Genomic DNA, 18,006 nt, shown 5'->3' with positions numbered 1-18,006 from the left:
GGCCGGTGCGTGGGCTTCGGCGCGGATCGAGTTCAGGCCGGGCCGTTGTCGATCCGCTCGAATTCTAGTGATTCGCGTCTGTTGCAGCTGCAGTGGATTACTGGAACCAGCGCGGATCGGGCTCTTCACCGGGCCGCCCTCGATCCGCGCGACCTCCAGCGATCCGCCTACGCGGCGGTCAGGGGGTGTGGCGGGCGGCCAGGACGTCCTCGAGCACCCGCGGGCGACACGCGGCACGGGCGGCGATCAGCAGAACGACCACCGCGCCGGTGAGGAACGAGAACGACCACGCCCAGGATCTCGTGGCCTCGTGCAAGGCACCGAACAGCAGCGGGCCGCTGCACGCGACCAGATATCCCACGCCCTGGGTGAACCCGGACAGCGCCGACGAGCCCTTCTCGCTGCGGGTGCGGAGGTTGATCAGCGTCAGGGCCAGGGGGAACGTGGTCGGCCCCGCCCCCACCAGGACCACCCACAGCAGGGTCAGGTGGCCGGGCGAGAAGTACAACCCCGCGAAGCCGGACAGGAAGAACGCCGCGCAGGCGACGGCGACGGGGAAGGGATTCACCATCCGCGTGGCCAGCCACGGCGCCACCAGGGACGCCGCCAGACCGAGGGCGCTGAACACCCCGACCGCGACGCCGCCCGCGCTCTCGGACACCCCCGCCTCCACCAGCAACGACGGCAACCACGCGAACAGCGAGTACGTGACCAGCGACGTCATGCCGAACATGAGGGCCATCCCCCACCCGAGGGACGTCCGCCACGGCGCGACCCGCGGTCCGGACGGCGGGGCCGACTCGGGCTCCGGGCCGTCTGCGGGAACCACGGGGGCCGGGGTGCGGCGATCGATGACACCGACGGCGAACCACGGCACGGCCGCCGCCACGGCCGCGAGACCCCAGACGGCCAACGACGCCCGCCACCCGACGGCGTCGGCGACCGGAACGGCGGTCAGCGACGGCACGATGGTGCCGAACTGCAGGAAGCAGATGTAGACGGTGCTCATGACCGCCACCCGATCGGAGAAGTACCGTTTGACCAGCGGCGGGATGACGACGTTGCCGACACCCATCCCGGCCAGGGCGACCGCGGAGAGCAGTACCAGGCTCGCGGTCTCCGGCGCGTACGAGCGCGTGACGATGCCCACCGCCGTCACGAGTGCCGCCACCAGCGCGGTGCGTTCGAGCCCCAGCCGGACGGCGATCGCGGGGGCGGCGACCCCGAAGACGGCGAACATCAAGGTCGGCACCATGCCCAGCACACCGATCACCCCGGCGCCGAAGCCGAGTTCGTCGCCGATCCGCGGGAACAGCGGCGAGATGGACGTGACGGCGGACCGCAACGTGAACGCCGACAGCACGATGGCGGCGAAGACGAGAACGCGGCCGCGGATCAGAGGCAGCGGCGCGGGCCGGGACGCGGCCGAGGTGGGCGAGGACACCGAAAAATCATAGGATGACTTCGTTCGTCGGGGCAAAGACCCGCCGAGAGCCGCCCGTCACCGCCAGGAGGAGACCGCGTGCCGCCCGCCCGCCGCAGCACCGTCGACCAGGTCGCCGACCGATTGCGTCGGGAGATCGAGGCCGGAACGTGGCCCGTCGGCGCGCGCATTCCTCCCGAGCCGGATCTGGCCGCGTTCACCGGCGTCGGCCGCAACACCGTGCGCGAAGCCGTCGGCGCCCTCGTGCACGCGGGCATGCTCGCCCGCCGTCAGGGATCGGGCACGTACGTCGTGGCCGCCTCCGACGTGCGGGCGACCGTCGGCCGTTTCCTCGCCGGCTCGCGGGCGCGCGACGTCCTCGAACTCCGCCAGGCACTCGACGTCACCGCCGCGACCCTCGCCGCTCGCCGCCGGACCGAGGACGACGTCCGGACGCTGCGGGACATCCGCGACCGACGCGCGCGGTGCTGGGACAGCGACCGCGAGACCGCCCTCGCGCTCGACACCGCTCTGCACCGCGCGATCGTCGCTGCGAGCCACAACGCCGTCTACCTCGAGTTCTACGATCTCGCGCTGCCCACCATCGAGGAGTCGGTGACTCGGCACGTCGCCGAGACGCGGCGCGGCTTCCACGACGAACACGCCGCCCTGGTCGAGGCGGTGATCGAGGGCGACCCCGAGAACGCGGCCGCGGCCGCTCGACGGTTGTTCGTCGAACTCTCCGCCCACTCCCCCGGCTGAGACGGGGGTCCGGTCGTCGGGCGCGCAGGGGTCCTAGAGGAGGAGCCGCACCAGATCGGCGGTCCGTGCGAGGCCGGGGAACGCCTCCGCCGTCGAGCGAGGGTGCAACGCGTGGACGGCGAGCCGGAACATGATGGCGCGCAACAACATCTGCGGCCACTCGGGCTGATCCTCCCACCGGCCGACCAGTCCGTCGTCCGCGCCGCCCCACGACACCGCGTCGACCACGACCACCGCGGCGGCCCAGGCGGCGGGACGCCAGTACGGCGTGATGTCGGTCAGTCCGGGGGCACGGGCCCCGTCGAAGAGCACGGTGCCGAAGAGGTCACCGTGCACCAACTGGTCCGGCTCGTGGACCGGTCGCCGCAGCGTGGCCAGGCGGCCGATCAGTTCCACGCTCCGCACCCCGTCGGGTGACGTCGGCTCCACCGCACCGCCCGCGCGCGCGGATCGGAACGGAACCGGTTCCCACGCAGCACGATCCGCGGCGACGAACACGTCGACGTCGGACCACGGCGCCACCGGGGGTTGAGTGAGGAAGCGCGGCTTCTCGAGGGCGGAGGTGGCCACGTGGAGTCGCGTGGCCAGCGAGACGACCTCGTCGTGCCGGGGTTCGGGAGCGCCCTCGATGTAGGTGTCGGCTCGCCAGCCGGACACGACGTACCGGCCGTCGGTGGACCGCACCGGCCGCGCGAGACGCACCCCCTCGACCTCGAGCGTCTCCCGCACCTTGGCCGACCACGCACCGCGGGCGTGATCGGCTACCGGGGAGAGCACGACGTCACCGAGTCGCCAACCGCCGTCCCAGTCGTCCCCCAGCGGAACCGGATCCACGCCGCGCAGACCGAAGGTGCCGATGACGTGCTGAGGAGGTTCCGGCGTCATGGTCTCGACCGTACCGCCCTCGTCGTGGCCCACCGGACCGCGACAGGCGGGTCAGTAGGACGGCAGCGACGGGTCGATCTCGCGGATCCAGGCGTCGATCCCGCCCCGGAGGTGGTGCACGTCCGTCATGCCGGCCGCCCGGAGCACCGCGAGGGCGTCGGCGGACCGCTCCCCGGTCTTGCAGTAGAGAACCACCGGCCGGTCCCGCGGGAGTTCGCCGGTCGCGCTGCCGTCCAGCACGCGTCCGACGGGCAGCAGCGTCGCTCCGTCGAGGTGGGCGATGTCCCACTCGACCGGTTCGCGGACGTCGACCAGCGCGACGGGCCCGTCGCCCGCGAGGAGTGCGCGGACCTCGTCCGGTTCGAGGTCGCCGTCGACCGTCAGCCGCGGAGTCGGCAGACCGCAGAGCACCTCGTAGTCCTCCGCGACCTCGGTGACCGGCACCCGGCCCGGATCGCGACGCACCGTCACCGTCCGGAACTCCATCGCCCGCGCGTCGTAGATCAGCAGGCGACCGAGCAGCGAATCGCCCACGCCGGTCACGAGCTTGATGGCCTCGGTGGCCATGACCGACCCGACCACCCCGCAGAGCACACCGAGCACCCCGGCCTCCGCGCACGACGGCACGGTGCCGGGCGGCGGCGGGTCGGGATACAGGTCGCGGTAGTCGATCGCTCGGCCGTCCGGCGCGGCGTCCCAGAACACCGACACCTGGCCGTCGAACCGGTGGATCGAGCCGAACACGTAGGGCACGCCGGCGACGGCGGCGGCGTCGTTGACCAGGTAGCGGGTGGCGAAGTTGTCGGTGCCGTCCACCACCAGGTCGTACTGCCGAAAGATGTTGGTCGCGTTGCGCGGAGCGAGGCGCACGGCGTGCACCCGCACCTCGATCGTGGAGTCGATGCGTCGGACGGCGTCGCGCGCGCTCTCGCCCTTGCTGCGCCCCACGTCCGCCTCGCCGTGCACGATCTGCCGCTGGAGGTTGGAGGTGTCGACCTCGTCGAATTCGACGACACCGATCGTCCCCACCCCGGCGGACGCGAGGTAGAGCAGCACCGGCGAGCCGAGGCCCCCGGCGCCGACGACGAGCACCCGCGCGGCGCGCAGCCGTCGCTGGCCGACGGTGCCGACGTCGGGCAGCAGGAGATGGCGGCTGTAGCGGCCCACCTGATCGGGCGTCAACAGGGGGCCCGGAGCGACGAGCGGGTCCATCACGTGCGCGGGTAGGGCCACGGGTTGAACCGACAGACCTTGCCGTCCATGGGCACGACGCCCTCGGGGTCGAGGGTCGCGATGTCGTCGTTGGCCGTGCCGAAGGTCTGCTGCATCATGATCGGCGCCAGGCCGCCGTCGGTCTCGCACGGCTGATGGGCCTGGTAGCCGATGGCGTGGCCCACCTCGTGGTTGACGACGTACTGGCGGTAGGAGCCGATGTCGCCCTGGAACGCCGTCGCTCCACGCACCCATCGAGGTTCGTTGAGCACCACACGGTCGATGCCGGGGTTGTAGCAGGACACCTCGAGCTGAATGTCGTAGCCGCACACGTCCCGCACCGTCATCTGCGAGGTCAACGAGACCCGGAAATCGGGATCGCCGGTGTCGACCCGCCGGAACGCGAACCGGGCGTCGTTGGTCCAGCTCTTCGGGTTCGACAGCGTGGCGTCCACCAGCCGGCCGAACGACTCGTCGCCGCCGAAGCCCGTGGTGTCGATCCCGTCCTCGATCTCCACGGTGTAGGTGAAGACACGCTCGGTGCCCTGCCCCACCTGGCCCGTCGACCCCGGCACCACCCGCCACGTCCCCGCGCCCTGCACGGCGAACGGACCGCCGTCGGGCATCTCACCGGACGGAATGGTGTCGGCGAAGTTGCCGTCCCCCGCCGGCGGCACGCCGATGACGTCGGTGCCCTCCGAGGTGTTGGACAGCGCCGGGAAGCCGGGTGCGGACTCGCCGGAGGCGGCGGTGCCGGGGTCGCGCACGGCGTCGACGATCACGAGCACGGTGACGATCAGCAGGATCGGCAACGCGTACGCCCGCCAGCCGTAGGTGGCGACGAAGCGGCCGACGCGGCTGCGCTTCTTGGCGGTGCGTTCCGGTCGCGCCGCTCGCGGACGGGTGGCGTCGACGGCCGTGGGATCCCACTGCGCCCGGAGCGGCTGGTGGGATCGCCGCGCCCGGTCCGCGCCCTGCGGATGCCCTCGATCGCTCACCGATCCAGGTTCTCACACGTGCCCGAACGCTCGACCCGGCGCGCCGGGGTATCGTCGACTCGATCTGCAGAACGACATGCCGCGCCCCACCGCTGAGCCGAGAGATCCTCGTCCGTCGGCCGACGCGGCGGATGGGACGGTAGTACCAGATGACCGACGTCGCCGATCGAAGCTCGTCCATCGGGGCGGGTCCCGGGCGCCGCAGCGCTCGCCTCCCCCGCGACGCTCGCCGCGCGCAACTGCTCACCGCGGCCGGCGAGATCTTCGTCGCCCGTGGCTACCACGCGGCCGGAATGGACGAGATCGCCGAGTGCGCGGGCGTCAGCAAACCCGTTCTCTATCAACACTTCCCCGGAAAGCTCGACCTGTACGTCGCCGTCCTCGGCAACTACGTCGACACCCTCATCTCCGGGTTGCGTCAGGCGCTGCGCTCCACCACCGACAACCGCAAGCGCGTCCGCGCCGCCGTGCTGGCCTTCTACGACTTCGTCGACAACGACACCCAGGGATTCCGGCTGGTGTTCGAGTCCGATCTGATGGGCGATCCGCAGGTGCAGGCGCGTGTGGACCAGGCCACCGAGGCCTGCGTCGACGCCGTGTTCGATCTGGTCAGCCACGATTCCGGCCTCGACCCGCACCGCGCGCGCATCCTCGCCGTCGGGTTGGTCGGCGCCAGCCAGTTCACCGCCCGCTACTGGCTCGAGGCCGACCGCCCCATCACCAAGGAGGAGGCCGTGGACACCACGGTCACCCTCGCCTGGGGCGGGCTGTCGCACGTCCCGCTGCAGGCCGGTTCCTGACGAGGAACTGCCGCTCGCTCCCGAACGACGAACGGCCCCGCACCGAGTGGTGCGGGGCCGTTCGCGGTTCGTCGAGTGCGCCGGGTCAGGACGCCGTGACGGTCGAGAATCCGACGCGCCGGCTGTCCGAGGGCCCGATCTCCACGTAGGCCAGCTTGGCCGCCGGGACCAGGAACTTGCGTCCCTTCTCGTCGGTCAGGGTCAGGACGCCCTCGCCGCCGAAGGACCCGGAGACCAAAGCCTCCACCTCCTCGGGCGTCTGGGCGCTGTTGATCACCAGTTCCCGTGGGCTGTCCGAAATTCCGATCTTGACCTCCACGGCCGACCTCCACGTCCTGTTCGATGGTGCCTGTCTGTTCGCCGTCCAGGCTAGTCCAGCGGCCGGGCCCGGCGGCGCCGCCGAGGCAACGCCCTGAGCGAACACCCGGGCGGGGTGTCGGCAGGGTCGGTCAGACCAAGCCGAGGGTGGCCATGCGCTCGGAGTGCCGCACCTGCATGCGGTCGAACAGCGCGACGATGCCGGTGAAATCGCCCGACGCCGTCATCACCAGTTCGGTCAGTTCCTCGCGCTGGGCGAGCACGAACTGCGCCTGCGTGATGGCTTCGCCGAGCAGGCGGCGACCCCACAGCATGAGGCGGTCCTTGGCGGCGGCGTCCTCGGCGACCCGTGCCGCCACCTCGGAGACGACGAACTCCGAGTGCCCGGTCTCGGCAAGCACCTCACGGACGGTCGCGGCGACCTCGGCGGGCAGGCTGTGCGCGATCTCGCGGTAGAAGTCGGCGGCCAACCCGTCCGCGACGTACGTCTTGACCAGGACCTCCATCCACGTCGACGGCAGGGTCGACGCGTGGTAGGCGTCCAGGGCCGCGGCAAACGGTTCGGTGACCGACAGGACGTCGCGCCCGCGGTCGCGCAGCGCGGCTTCGAGCACCTCGAAGTGGTTCATCTCGGCGGCGGCCATGCTGGCCATCGCGATGCGATCGCGCAGCGTCGGCGCCATGGCGGCGTCCTCGACGAGTCGGTAGAAGGCGGAGATCTCGCCGTACGCGAGCACCCCGAACAGGCTCACGATCCCCGGGTGATCGGCGGCCACGACACCCGGCGCCGAGCCACCGTCGACCTGCTGCGCGTGCCCGGTGACCCCAGTGCTCTCCATGGCCACCGACCCTACCGTCGGACACGTCGGAACGGCCGATACCGCGGCCCGGGCGTCGCCGGGCTAGACTGAGGGTGACGGCGCTGCGTCCGTGCGACGACGGCCGTGTCTCGGACTCGTTCGAGTCACCGCTTCGGCCACCGCGGCGCCGACACCCGACACTGTGCGCGCACTCGGTTCGTGCCTGCCGCCGATCGTGTCGCCGGGGTTGCCGCAACGGACCGAGTCCGTCGCCACCACCGGCCGACGGCGCTGCGGGCTGCAAACGGACTCGGGGGCATCGACATCGGCCGTCACTCGGCCTGGCCCTCGTGGTGCGTGCGAGACCCGAGAGAGGCCGGACCCCTGAGCAAGATCACCGTCGACCACGAGAACGACGCCCCCGCGGAGACCACCGTGTCCGCCGCGCTGGACACCACACACACTCCCCCCACTTTCGCCGAGCTCGGCGTGCACCCGCAGATCGTGCGTGGTCTCGCCGAGATCGGTATCGATCGCACCTTCGCCATCCAGGAGCTCACGCTGCCGCTGGCCCTCGCCGGCGACGACCTCATCGGCCAGGCTCGCACCGGCATGGGCAAGACCTTCGGCTTCGGCGTGCCGCTGCTGCACCGCCTGGCCACCGGCCCCGCCGGCGGCTCCGGCACGTCGGTGCTCGACGGCACCCCGCGTGCGCTGGTCATCGTCCCCACACGCGAGCTCTGCGTCCAGGTCACCAGCGACCTCGAGAACGCCGCCAAGCACCTGCAGTCCGCCGACGGCCCCGTGCGCGTCATGTCGATCTACGGCGGTCGCCCCTACGAGGCGCAGATCGCCACCCTGCAGTCCGGCGTCGACGTGGTCGTCGGCACTCCGGGCCGACTGCTCGACCTGGCGAAGCAGGGGCACCTGGTGCTCGGCAAGGTCGGTGTGCTGGTTCTCGACGAGGCCGACGAGATGCTCGACCTCGGCTTTCTCCCCGACATCGAACGCCTCATGGGCATGGTCCCGGACAGCCGTCAGACCATGCTGTTCTCGGCCACCATGCCGGGTCCGATCATCACCCTGGCCCGCACCTTCCTGACGCAGCCGACGCACATCCGCGCCGAGGAGGCCGAGTCCTCCGCCGTCCACGAGCGCACCGCCCAGCACGTCTACCGCGCCCACGCACTGGACAAGGCCGAGATGGTCGCCCGCGTGCTGCAGGCCGAGGGACGCGGCGCCACCATGATCTTCACCCGCACCAAGCGCACCGCTCAGAAGGTGGCGGACGACCTCGCCGAGCGCGGATTCGCCGTCGGCGCCGTCCACGGCGACCTCGGACAGGTCGCACGTGAGAAGGCGCTCGAGAAGTTCCGCGCCGGCAAGATCGACGTCCTCGTCGCCACCGACGTCGCCGCCCGCGGCATCGACATCGACGACGTCACGCACGTCGTCAACTACCAGTGCCCGGAGGACGAGAAGACCTACGTCCACCGCATCGGTCGCACCGGACGCGCGGGCCGCACCGGTATCGCGGTCACGCTGGTCGACTGGGACGACATCCCCCGCTGGCAGTTGATCGACAAGGCCCTAGGCCTCGACATCCCCGAGCCCGCGGAGACCTACTCCAGCTCCGACCACCTCTACACCGAGCTGAACATCCCGCGCGACGCCACCGGCAGCATTGCCAAGCCCTCCCGGCCGTCGGCCGCCGAGAAGTCCGCGGACACGACGTCCCGCTCCGCCTCCTCCGACACGGAGGGGGCCACCTCGTCCGACGACGCGCCGCGTGCGCCTCGCCGGTCGCGGAATCGTCGTCGTACCCGCGGCGGGACCACCGCCACGGCCACGGCCACCGCCACCGCCACCGAGCAGGGACCGTCCGACACCGCCGTCGCAGCCCCGGCGTCGACCTCCGACGACGGTGAGGGATCCGGCTCGACGCGCCCGCGGCGCCGTCGTCGTCGCGGATCGGGTCGCGGCGCCTCGGCCGGCGCGAACGGAGCGACCGACACGAACGGCTCGGCCGACTCCGGCGCCACGGTGTCCGCCGCGGCTCGCGACTGACCGATCCGACACGTCGGCCCGTGCTCGCTCCCGAACGGCGCACCCGCGCCGACGTGATCGCTGCTGCCGCGATCGTCGTGGTGGCGCTGGTCGCCGCCGTCACGATCTGGTGGACCAGCGACGCGCGCGGCACCACCTCGGTGGTCGCGGACAGCCCCGTGGGCCCGCCGCCCTCGGCGCTGTCCGTGCCCGAGTCCGTGCGTGAACTCTGGCGGACCGACGACGCCGGCCGCGGCACCCCGATCGTGGTCGGCGGCACGGTGGTCACGTCCGACGAGCACGCCGTACGCGGTCTCGATCCGGCCACCGGCGACACCCGGTGGAGCTACACCCGCGACCGCGTCCTCTGCGGCGTGGTCGGCGCCTGGGACGCGGCGGTGGCCACCTACCGGGACGACCGTGGCTGCGGTCAGGTCACGGAACTCGACGGTGCCTCCGGCGCGCGCGAGGATCAACGCACCAACGACGCGGACGATCCGGCACGGCTCGGCTTCGACGGCACCTACGTCACGCAGATGGGAGCCTCGCGCCTCGAGGTGTGGCGCTCCGATCTGGTGCGCACGCTGGAATACGGCCGTGTCGACGCACCGCTCAACCCCGGCTCGCAGCCGCGCAGCGGATGCACCCTGATCTCGAGTGCGTCGGCCAGCAGCCGCGTCGCCGTGCTCGAACGCTGCCCCGGGGAGACCGGGCTGCGGCTCACCACGATGAACCCGGCTCCGAAGGACGCCACGGTGCCCGAGGTCTACGGGTCGACGGTCCTCGCCGACGTCTCCCCCGACGTCGACACCGCCCGCGTCCTCGGCGTCGTGGGCGATCGGATCGCGCTGTACCTCCCGCCGTCGGACACCGTCGTCGGCCGGGTGGCCCTGTTCGACGGGTCCGCCACCTTCCTCTCCGCCACCCCCTTCACCGAGCCGGTGACCACGACGTGGCCCGACGCCCGGTCCACCGACCTGGTGCGCACCGGATCGATCCTGGTGTGGTGGACCGGGTCGGCGGCGGTCGGCTTCGACCAGTCGACGCTGGAGCGTCGGTGGGTGCTGCCGGGCGCGCTCGGCGCCGGAGCGATCATGGCCGGCCAACTGCTCGTGCCCGTTCCGGAGGGCCTCGCCGTGGCGGACACCGAGTCCGGCACCGTGTCCCGCACCCTGCCGGTCGCCCGTGCGGACGAAGCCGCACCGGTCACCGTCGCGGTCCTGGGTACGCGCGTCGTCGAGGGCCGCGCGGGTCTCGACGGCGCCGGCGGCAGCACCGTCGTCCTCGGCTGAGCCGGCGCTGCTCGGCCGGGAGGTCGCTACTCGCCGTCGTACGTGCGCAGCGCCGCGCCGTCCGTCCAGTGCGCGTCGAGGTTGCGCGCGAGCTCCCGGTACGCCTCGGCGCCCTTGTTCTTGCGCCCCGCGATCACGGACGTTCCCGACGCCGAGGCCTCGGCGAAGCGCACGGTGCGCGGAATCGGCGGGGCCACGACGGGGATGTCGTACTGCCCGGAGACGTCCGCGAGCACGTCGCGACTGTGTGTGGTGCGGGCGTCGAAGAGCGTGGCGAGCGCGCCGAGCAGCTGTAGGTCCGGATTGGTGATCTGCCGTACCTCCTCGACCGTGGTGAGCAACTGCCCCACGCCGCGGTGGGCCAGCGTCTCGCACTGCAGCGGGATCAGCACCGCCGTCGCCGCGGTGAGACCGTTGAGGGTCAACACCCCCAGCGACGGCGGGCAGTCCAACAGCACCACGTCGTAGTCGTTCAACACCGGCGCCAGTGCCCGCTTCAGCGTGTACTCCCGGCCGGGCCGCATGAGCAGGAGCGCCTCCGCGCCCGCGAGGTCGATGGTCGCGGGCAGGAGATCCACACCGTCGTCCGTCGACAGGATCGCCTCACCGACGGGCAGCGCCGCGGTGAGCACCTCGTGCACCGACGCGGTGAGCTTGTCCGGGTTGTGGCCCAGCGAGAAGGTGAGCGATCCCTGCGGGTCGAGGTCGACCACCAACACCCGACGCCCCGACGCCGCCAAGGCCGCACCGAGGGAAGCCACGGTGGTCGTCTTGGCGACGCCACCCTTCTGGTTGGCCACGGCCAGAATCGTCGTCACGGGCACGATCTTGTCATCACCGTCGACCGACCGACGCACCTCGCCCCGGTGTGGCGCGGCGAGGTCAGTGCATCATCGTCGGCGCGGCAGCCGTTCCGGTGCCGGTGACCACCTTGCGACGCGGCAGCAGGAATGCCGGAACGAAGGTGAGCGCGATGATGATCGTCGCCACCAGGAACGTCGATCCGAACGCGTCGGCGGCCTGGGCGAGACCCGCCTCGACTGCGCCCGGGGGCAGGTTCGCGGCGATCGACGGGTCGCTCTGCGCGGCCATCGCCGGACCCGCGGCGGCCCGATCGAGGAGCTGGTTGGTCAGGACGACCGAGATCACGGCCGTACCGACGGAGCCGGCGGACTGCTGGATGATGTTCATCAGCGTCGACCCGCGGGCGACCGAGGCGTCGTCGAGCGTCTGCAGGGCGGCCGTCATGATCGGCATCATGGTCGCGCCGAGCCCGAGGCCCATGACGAACAGGCCGCCGAGCAGGATCACGTACGACGTCGACGCGCCCACCTGCGTGAACACCGCCATGCCCGCGGTGACCAGCGCCATGCCGGTCAGCACGATCCGCCCGGGTCCGATGCGGTCCGCCAGCTGACCGGCGATGGGCATCGACACCATCGCGCCGAGGCCCTGCGGTGCCAGCAGCAGGCCGGCGGCCAGGGTGGTCTCGCCCCGCACCTGCAGGAAGTAGCTGGGGAAGATCAGCCCGGCACCGAAGAACGCGATCGCGAACAAGCTCATCGCCACGACGGCGACGGACAGCGAGCGGTTGCGGAACAGGCGCAGATCGATCAGCGGGTGCTCGGTCCGCAACGCGTGGACCACGAACGCGACCACCAGGGCCAGACCCACCGCGGCCGACACGAGGACGCGGGCGGACAGGACGGTCCCGGTCTCCGGGATCGACGACACGCCGAAGAGGAACAGGGCCAGGCCCGGCGAGAGCAGCAGCATGCCGACCACGTCGAACGACTGCGACGGCTGCGGGGCGTCCTTGGGCAGAACGGTCCACGCCGCGATCAGGGCGACGACGCCGATGGGCACGTTGATGAGGAAGATCCAGTGCCAGCTCGCGGCGTCGATCAGCCAGCCACCCAGGATGGGGCCGGCGATGGGGCCGAGCAGCATGGGGACACCGAGCACGGCCATCACGCGGCCGATGCGATCCGGCCCGGCCGCCCGCGTCAGGATCGTCATGCCGAGGGGCATGAGCATGCCGCCGCCGAATCCCTGCAGGACTCGGAACGCGATCAGCGACGTGATGTCCCACGCGACGCTGCAGAGCATCGAGCCGGCGACGAACAACACCAGCGCGGTCAGGTACAGCCGCTTGGTGCCGAACCGGTCGGCCGCCCACCCGGTGAGCGGGATGACCGACGCGAGCGCCAACGTGTACCCGGTCATCGTCCACGCGACACTCGCGTAGGTGGTCCGGAACTCGGCCGCGAAGGTCGGCAGCGCGACGCTGACCACCGTCACGTCGAGGATCGACATGATGGCACCGATGACGATGACACCGGCGATCTTCAGGACGGTCGCGTCGAGGCCGCGTTCGGCGGCGTCGGTCGCGACGGTCGGCTCCCCGGCGGTGGGGTCCGTGACGTCGGTGGTGCGGTCGGTCATGGTCGCTCGTCTCCTCGTGCTCATCCGTCCCCCGTCACGTCGGCGGCGCGAGGAACCCGAGAAGTAAACACGCACCGAGCCCGGTTGTTCCAGCGAGTTTCGAGAGACGTCCGTCACCGAGTCCGTCACCGAGTTCGTCGCCGAGTCCGTCACCGATGAGGAAGGATCGCCGCTGTGCTCGACGATCACGGCCGCGACCACCGCCCCCCGACCGATCCGGTGCGTCCGGACGCCCGCGTGGTGCTGCTGCGTCACGGGGAGACCGACTGGGCGCGGACCGGTCGGCACACCTCCGTCACCGACGTCCCCCTGACCCCGCTCGGCGAGGACCGAGCTCGGGCGGCGGGCGCTCGCCTCGCGTCGCTCGACCTCCGGCACCCCCTGGTGGTGGCCAGCCCGCGGACGCGCGCTCTCCGCACCGCCGAGCTCGCGGGCCTGACCGTCGAGCGCCGATGGGACGCGGTGCGCGAGTGGGACTACGGCGACTACGAGGGACTCACCACCGCCGAGATCCGCCGCACCGTCCCGCACTGGACGGTGTGGACGCATCCGTGCCCGGGCGGGGAGACGACGGACGCCGTGTCGGCCCGGGCCGATCTGGTGCTGTCGGTGGTCCTCGCGACCCTCGTGGACCGCGACGTCGTCGTGGTCGGGCACGGCCACTTCTCCCGCGTGCTCGTGGCGCGGTGGATCGGCGAACCCGTGACCGAGGGGCGCCGCTTCGCCCTCGGACCCGCCGGATCGAGCGTGCTGGGGTTCGAGCACGGCTACCGACAGGTGATCGCGCACAACGTGCCCCCCGCGGACCCCGGTGGGCGCTAGTGAGCGTCCGGCCGGTCCTCGCGCTCCGTCGAGGCCGGGTCCGCGTAGGCCGGGTCCGCGTACTCGGACACCATCCAGCGCGCCGCGGGCGGGCAGAACAGGCACGCCAGGACGGCGACCACCACGACCCCCAGCACGCTGCCGAGCAGCACCTGATCGGAGCCGGTGAGCAGCGACCACACCACCGGCAGCAGGAGCAGCTGGGCCACCACCGCGAGGGCGCGGCCCCAGCGATGGCCCAGGACGAGGGCGATGCCGCCCGTGAGGACGGCCCCACCGAGGACCGCGAACCAGATGGCGCTGCCGAAGCCGTTGACGATGGACTCGTCCGCGCCGGCGAGGCCGCGGATCACGAGGACGACGGCCACCACGACGGCGACGGCCCCCTCGGTCGAGACGAGCGCGCCGGCGACGCGCACGGGAACCGGAACGTCGGTCGATCGTGGCGAGGCGGGCACACGGCCACCCTAGAACACCGGCCGACGCGATCCACCGGTGCCGACGCCGGCCGCGTCTAGTCTGGTGCCTCGTGCGAGCCATCCTCATCGTGAACCCCAACGCCACCTCGACCACCGCGGCCGGTCGGGACCTGGTGGCGCACGCGTTGGCGAGTCGGGTGACGCTGCAGGTCGCGCAGACCACGCATCGCGGTCACGCCACCGAGCTGGGCCGCGAGGCTCGGCAGGCCGGTCTGGACCTGGTGATCGTGCACGGCGGCGACGGCACGGTGAACGAGGTGGTCAACGGCCTGCTCGGCACCCCCGCGCCGACGTCGATGCAGTCGGTCACCGTGGGTCCGGTGCCGCTGCTCGCCGTGGTCCCGGGTGGTTCGGCCAACGTGTTCGCGCGGTCGCTGGGCATCGAACGGGACCCCGTGGCGGCCACCAACCAACTCATCGACCTGATCGGCGCCGAGCACCGTCGCCGGATCGGCCTCGGGTACTGCGTGCGGGTCGCCGAGGGGCGGTCGGAGGACCGTCGGTGGTTCCTCTTCAACGCGGGCATGGGCCTGGACGCCGACGTGTGCGCGGCGATCGACAAGGGACGCCACAGCGGCGACCCCGTGTCGCCGTCGCGCTACGTGCGGACGGCCATCGCGACGTTCTTCCGGCGCAAGCGCGCGGATCCTCGACTGTCCGTCACCGTCGACGGAGGCCCGGAGCACGACGGCGTGCATTACGCATTCGTCACCAACACCGATCCGTGGACCTATTTGAACGACCGGCCGGTTCGCACGAATCCGGACACGCGTTTCGAATCGGGCCTCGGGGTGTTCGCGATGCGGACGACCGCGGTGTTCCCCTCGCTCCGTGTCGTGGCGCAACTGCTGTCGCCGTCCCGTGCCCCCGCGTCGTCCGCCCTGATCCGGACGGACGACGCCGACTGCGTCGTGGTGCGCGCGAGCGAGCCCATCGGCCTGCAGGTGGACGGCGACTACCTGGGGGAACGCACCGAGGTCCGCTTCGTGTCGGCCCCGGACGCCCTCGACGTGGTGGCCCCGCCGACGGCGCCGGCCGCCCGGTGACCGCGGACTCGACCCGTCGTCGTGCAGACTCGCCGCGCACGACCGAGAATGTGTCGAATGTCATCGAAACGGGTAGGGGCATCCGGTGAGCGAATACCACGCGAATGCCAGTGAGCTTGGCCACGGAGTTGTCATCTTCTCTTGACTTTCCGTTGGTTCGTGAAAGCATTCACAAGTAACAGCGCGGAAACATGCTTCGGCTCGCTCGCGACCTGTTCGACGACGAACCCGGGGACACACCCCGGATCGACCCCCCTACGCGTCCTGCGACGCGACCACGAGACGACAAGCGCCTGCGCGCGCTCGGTGAGGAGTAAGAGGATGGATTGGCGCCACAAGGCTATCTGTCGCGACGAGGACCCGGAACTGTTCTTCCCGGTGGGAAACAGCGGCCCGGCTCTCGCTCAGATCGCTGATGCCAAAGTCGTGTGCAACCGTTGCCCCGTGACCGCCGACTGCCTGTCCTGGGCACTCGAGTCCGGTCAGGACGCCGGTGTGTGGGGCGGCATGAGCGAGGACGAGCGTCGCGCACTCAAGCGTCGCAACGCGCGGACCCGCGCCCGCTCCGCCGTCTGACGCACGACACACGTTTCGCCAGAGGCACGAGGCCCGGCACCACGACGGTGCCGGGCCTTTTCGTGCATCCGGCTCGTCCCGTTCCCGTCCCCCGTCGGGCCCGATTCGACGGCAGGTCAGACGCGACGGGTGAGGCCCACCGGCACCCGGACGGTGGCGTCGGTGCCCCCGTCGGGGGCTCCGACGACGGCGATGGTGCCCCCCAGTTCGACGCCGACCAGCGTGGTCACGATCTGCAGGCCCAGGTGGCCGGCCGTACGGGGATCGAAGCCCGCCGGGACGCCCCGGCCGTTGTCGCGCACGGTGACGGTGAGGGTGTGGGCGGACCGCTCGGCCCGGATCTCCACACGCCCCGAGGCCCCGCGCTCGAAACCGTGCTCGAGGGAGTTCTGCACCAGCTCGGTCAGCACCATCACCAGCGGCGTCGCCCGCTCCGCGGGAAACCGGCCGAGCGCGCCGTCACGTCGGACCGCGACGTCCGCCGAGACCGACCCCACGTCGGCCATCACCGGCAGCAGGCGGTCGACCACCTCGTCGAGATCGACGACCTCGTCGGCGGAGTTGGACAGCACGTCGTGCACGAGGGCGATCGACGCCACCCGTCGCTCGGATTCCTGCAACGCGGTGCGGGCCTCGTCGTTCTCGGTGCGACGCGCCTGCAGACGCAGGAGCGCGGCCACGGTCTGCAGGTTGTTCTTCACCCGGTGATGGATCTCCCGAATGGTCGCGTCCTTGCTCAGCAGCGCGCGGTCCCGCCGCTTGACCTCCGTCACGTCCCGCACCAGCACCACCGCGCCGAGCGGGCGGTCGGCGCGGCGCAGGGCCAGGGTCCGGATGAGCACGGTCGCGCCGCGCGCGTCGATCTCCATCCGCCGCCCACCGGCGTCGCGGACGGACGCCCCGATGTGGGCGGCGATCTCGTCGGCGTCGAACGAGTCGGTGACCAGGGCGCGGGTCGACGCGGCCAGGTCGTGCCCCGCGAGATCGGTGGTGAGCCCCATGCGGTGGTACGCGGACACGGCGTTGGGGCTGGCGTAGGTGACGATGCCCGCGGTGTCGAGGCGGATGAAGCCGTCGCCCACCCGCGGGCTCGAGTTGACGTCGCCGGGCTCGGCGGTGGTCGGGAACGTGCCCTCGGCGATCATGTCGCCGAACTGCGCGGCGGACTCGCGGTAGGCCGCCTCGAGCAGGCTGGGCGGACGCCGGGACACCGGAGCCGACTCCCGGGTGAGGACGCCGACGACGCGCCCGCCCGCCCGGACCGGTACGGCATCGGCGACGGGCACGTACTCCCCCGCCTCGACGGTGGTGCGCAGCTCGGACCGCTCGACCGTGCCGGAGGCCAGACACCGCGCCACCTCGGGATGCTCGAACTCCCCCACCACGGCGCCGACCTTGTCGACCGGAATGACCGTGGGCGCGGTCGTGGGGCGGCACTGGGCGACGCAGAGAACGGCGGCGGGTGCGGCGGTGGGGACCCAGAGCAACACGTCGGCGAACGAGATGTCCGCGAGCAACTGCCACTCCCCGACCAGGCGCTGGAGGTGGTCGACCGCATCACCGGGCAGGTCGGTGTGCGCGGCGAGCAGTTCGGACAGCGTCGACATCGAGCCGGGGTGCGCCGAACCGCGTCAGGCGATGACGGCGATGAGATCGCCGGACTGCACGACGTCCCCCACCGCGACCGCGACCGACTCGACGGTCCCGGCGGACTCGGCCAGCACGGGAATCTCCATCTTCATCGATTCGAGGATGACGACGGGATCGCCCTCGGCGACCCGGTCACCGGGGGCGACCACGATCTGGAACACCGTCGACACCATCTCGGCCCGGACGTCCTCGGCCATCTCGCTGTCCACCCCTCGTCGCGTTCCCTGCGCAGCCGGTCGCCGTACAGCCAACCACACGTGAGAAACTGGAGCGAACGAGAAGGAAGGAGATCGCGATGGGCAAGCGAGGACGCAAGAAGCGCAGCCGCAAGGGAAACGCCGCCAACCACGGCAAGCGACCCAACAGCTGACCTCTCACCACTCGGTGACGACGACGGGGCCGGCACACGCGATGGCGTGTGCCGGCCCCGTCGTCGTTCCGCCGGCCGGTCG

At 71.7% G+C, this 18,006-nt stretch carries 19 protein-coding genes; 8 read left to right on the top strand and 11 right to left on the bottom strand.

Annotation, left to right across the window (positions count from 1 at the left end; genetic code table 11):
* Positions 1–178 precede the first annotated feature (178 nt).
* A complete protein-coding gene (locus HQ603_RS04125; RefSeq protein WP_308126350.1) occupies positions 179–1,444 on the bottom strand; it encodes a CynX/NimT family MFS transporter in 1,266 nt (421 codons plus the stop codon).
* A 78-nt stretch (positions 1,445–1,522) separates the two neighbouring features.
* Here HQ603_RS04125 and HQ603_RS04120 point away from each other — a divergent pair, with 78 nt between their 5' ends.
* Positions 1,523–2,185: a FadR/GntR family transcriptional regulator gene (locus HQ603_RS04120; protein WP_222683049.1), complete on the top strand. Its 663-nt coding sequence runs from the start codon at positions 1,523–1,525 to the stop codon at positions 2,183–2,185.
* Between the two features lie 33 nt (positions 2,186–2,218).
* Here the strand turns inward: HQ603_RS04120 and HQ603_RS04115 are convergent, their stop codons facing one another.
* Genes HQ603_RS04115 through HQ603_RS04105 form a run of 3 tightly spaced genes read right to left on the bottom strand, consistent with a single transcriptional unit; the run spans position 2,219 to position 5,280 of the window.
* Complete coding sequence (locus tag HQ603_RS04115) at positions 2,219–3,070, bottom strand: TIGR02569 family protein (RefSeq protein ID WP_222683047.1); 852 nt, start codon at positions 3,068–3,070, stop codon at positions 2,219–2,221.
* 51 nt (positions 3,071–3,121) lie between these two features.
* Positions 3,122–4,282 (bottom strand): molybdopterin-synthase adenylyltransferase MoeB, encoded by a 1,161-nt coding sequence (gene moeB / locus HQ603_RS04110; protein WP_222683288.1) that lies wholly within the window; start codon positions 4,280–4,282, stop codon positions 3,122–3,124.
* Complete coding sequence (locus HQ603_RS04105) at positions 4,282–5,280, bottom strand: DUF3152 domain-containing protein (RefSeq protein WP_222683046.1); 999 nt, start codon at positions 5,278–5,280, stop codon at positions 4,282–4,284. Before HQ603_RS04105 ends, moeB begins: the two co-directional genes overlap by 1 nt.
* A 149-nt stretch (positions 5,281–5,429) precedes the next feature.
* Here HQ603_RS04105 and HQ603_RS04100 point away from each other — a divergent pair, with 149 nt between their 5' ends.
* Positions 5,430–6,080, top strand: coding sequence for a TetR/AcrR family transcriptional regulator (locus HQ603_RS04100; protein ID WP_222683045.1), 651 nt, complete (start codon positions 5,430–5,432; stop codon positions 6,078–6,080).
* Positions 6,081–6,165: 85 nt separating this feature from the next.
* Here HQ603_RS04100 and HQ603_RS04095 read toward each other — a convergent pair whose 3' ends face one another.
* Together HQ603_RS04095 and HQ603_RS04090 are read right to left on the bottom strand one after the other, a co-directional pair.
* Entirely contained in the window at positions 6,166–6,399 is a 234-nt protein-coding gene (locus HQ603_RS04095; protein ID WP_222683042.1) for a DUF3107 domain-containing protein, read from the bottom strand.
* Between the two features lie 130 nt (positions 6,400–6,529).
* Positions 6,530–7,237, bottom strand: a complete 708-nt coding sequence (locus tag HQ603_RS04090) for a ferritin-like fold-containing protein (protein ID WP_222683040.1) — start codon at positions 7,235–7,237, stop codon at positions 6,530–6,532.
* A gap of 318 nt (positions 7,238–7,555) precedes the next feature.
* On the opposite strand from HQ603_RS04090, the gene HQ603_RS04085 reads away from it, so the two are divergent.
* On the top strand, positions 7,556–9,265 hold the full coding sequence (locus HQ603_RS04085) for a DEAD/DEAH box helicase (RefSeq protein ID WP_222683039.1): 1,710 nt from the start codon (positions 7,556–7,558) through the stop codon (positions 9,263–9,265).
* A 20-nt stretch (positions 9,266–9,285) separates the two neighbouring features.
* A complete protein-coding gene (locus HQ603_RS04080; RefSeq protein ID WP_222683038.1) occupies positions 9,286–10,536 on the top strand; it encodes an Rv3212 family protein in 1,251 nt (416 codons plus the stop codon).
* Between the two features lie 26 nt (positions 10,537–10,562).
* Here HQ603_RS04080 and HQ603_RS04075 read toward each other — a convergent pair whose 3' ends face one another.
* Both HQ603_RS04075 and HQ603_RS04070 read right to left on the bottom strand, forming a co-directional pair.
* Complete coding sequence (locus HQ603_RS04075) at positions 10,563–11,354, bottom strand: ParA family protein (protein ID WP_222683036.1); 792 nt, start codon at positions 11,352–11,354, stop codon at positions 10,563–10,565.
* A 64-nt stretch (positions 11,355–11,418) separates the two neighbouring features.
* The gene (locus tag HQ603_RS04070) at positions 11,419–12,981 is read right to left on the bottom strand and encodes a DHA2 family efflux MFS transporter permease subunit (RefSeq protein WP_222683034.1); all 1,563 of its coding nucleotides are present in this window, start codon (positions 12,979–12,981) and stop codon (positions 11,419–11,421) included.
* A gap of 174 nt (positions 12,982–13,155) precedes the next feature.
* Between HQ603_RS04070 and HQ603_RS04065 the strand changes: the two genes are divergently transcribed.
* Positions 13,156–13,803 carry an acid phosphatase gene (locus HQ603_RS04065; RefSeq protein WP_222683032.1) on the top strand — a complete coding sequence of 216 codons (648 nt, stop codon included), beginning with the start codon at positions 13,156–13,158 and terminating at the stop codon, positions 13,801–13,803.
* Here the strand turns inward: HQ603_RS04065 and HQ603_RS04060 are convergent.
* Positions 13,800–14,261, bottom strand: a complete 462-nt coding sequence (locus HQ603_RS04060) for a hypothetical protein (RefSeq protein WP_222683031.1) — start codon at positions 14,259–14,261, stop codon at positions 13,800–13,802. The genes HQ603_RS04065 and HQ603_RS04060 overlap by 4 nt on opposite strands.
* Before the next feature lie 71 nt (positions 14,262–14,332).
* On the opposite strand from HQ603_RS04060, the gene HQ603_RS04055 reads away from it, so the two are divergent.
* Complete coding sequence (locus HQ603_RS04055) at positions 14,333–15,328, top strand: diacylglycerol/lipid kinase family protein (RefSeq protein WP_222683029.1); 996 nt, start codon at positions 14,333–14,335, stop codon at positions 15,326–15,328.
* 321 nt (positions 15,329–15,649) lie between these two features.
* Positions 15,650–15,904: a WhiB family transcriptional regulator gene (locus HQ603_RS04050; protein WP_027506852.1), complete on the top strand. Its 255-nt coding sequence runs from the start codon at positions 15,650–15,652 to the stop codon at positions 15,902–15,904.
* Positions 15,905–16,020: 116 nt separating this feature from the next.
* Here the strand turns inward: HQ603_RS04050 and HQ603_RS04045 are convergent, their stop codons facing one another.
* Together HQ603_RS04045 and HQ603_RS04040 are read right to left on the bottom strand one after the other, a co-directional pair.
* On the bottom strand, positions 16,021–17,511 hold the full coding sequence (locus HQ603_RS04045) for a sensor histidine kinase (RefSeq protein WP_222683027.1): 1,491 nt from the start codon (positions 17,509–17,511) through the stop codon (positions 16,021–16,023).
* A 24-nt stretch (positions 17,512–17,535) separates the two neighbouring features.
* On the bottom strand, positions 17,536–17,751 hold the full coding sequence (locus tag HQ603_RS04040) for a biotin/lipoyl-binding carrier protein (RefSeq protein WP_222683024.1): 216 nt from the start codon (positions 17,749–17,751) through the stop codon (positions 17,536–17,538).
* A 98-nt stretch (positions 17,752–17,849) separates the two neighbouring features.
* Between HQ603_RS04040 and HQ603_RS19190 the strand changes: the two genes are divergently transcribed.
* A complete protein-coding gene (locus tag HQ603_RS19190; RefSeq protein ID WP_110293457.1) occupies positions 17,850–17,924 on the top strand; it encodes a 50S ribosomal protein bL37 in 75 nt (24 codons plus the stop codon).
* Positions 17,925–18,006 lie beyond the last annotated feature (82 nt).

This window comes from Rhodococcoides corynebacterioides, from assembly GCF_019834675.1.
In the GTDB taxonomy this organism is placed as follows: domain Bacteria; phylum Actinomycetota; class Actinomycetes; order Mycobacteriales; family Mycobacteriaceae; genus Rhodococcoides; species Rhodococcoides corynebacterioides_A.
This window is presented reverse-complemented; position numbering and strand designations above follow the sequence as displayed.

Bases quoted from the DNA above. Each gene is read 5' to 3' on its own strand.
- HQ603_RS04115 (WP_222683047.1), bottom strand. From the start codon at position 3,070: ATGACGCCGGAACCTCCTCAGCACGTCATCGGCACCTTCGGTCTGCGC.
- moeB (WP_222683288.1), bottom strand. From the start codon at position 4,282: ATGGACCCGCTCGTCGCTCCGGGCCCCCTGTTGACGCCCGATCAGGTG.
- HQ603_RS04100 (WP_222683045.1), top strand. From the start codon at position 5,430: ATGACCGACGTCGCCGATCGAAGCTCGTCCATCGGGGCGGGTCCCGGG.
- HQ603_RS04090 (WP_222683040.1), bottom strand. From the start codon at position 7,237: ATGGAGAGCACTGGGGTCACCGGGCACGCGCAGCAGGTCGACGGTGGC.
- HQ603_RS04070 (WP_222683034.1), bottom strand. From the start codon at position 12,981: ATGACCGACCGCACCACCGACGTCACGGACCCCACCGCCGGGGAGCCG.
- HQ603_RS04050 (WP_027506852.1), top strand. From the start codon at position 15,650: ATGGATTGGCGCCACAAGGCTATCTGTCGCGACGAGGACCCGGAACTG.
- HQ603_RS04045 (WP_222683027.1), bottom strand. From the start codon at position 17,511: ATGTCGACGCTGTCCGAACTGCTCGCCGCGCACACCGACCTGCCCGGT.
- HQ603_RS04040 (WP_222683024.1), bottom strand. From the start codon at position 17,751: ATGGCCGAGGACGTCCGGGCCGAGATGGTGTCGACGGTGTTCCAGATC.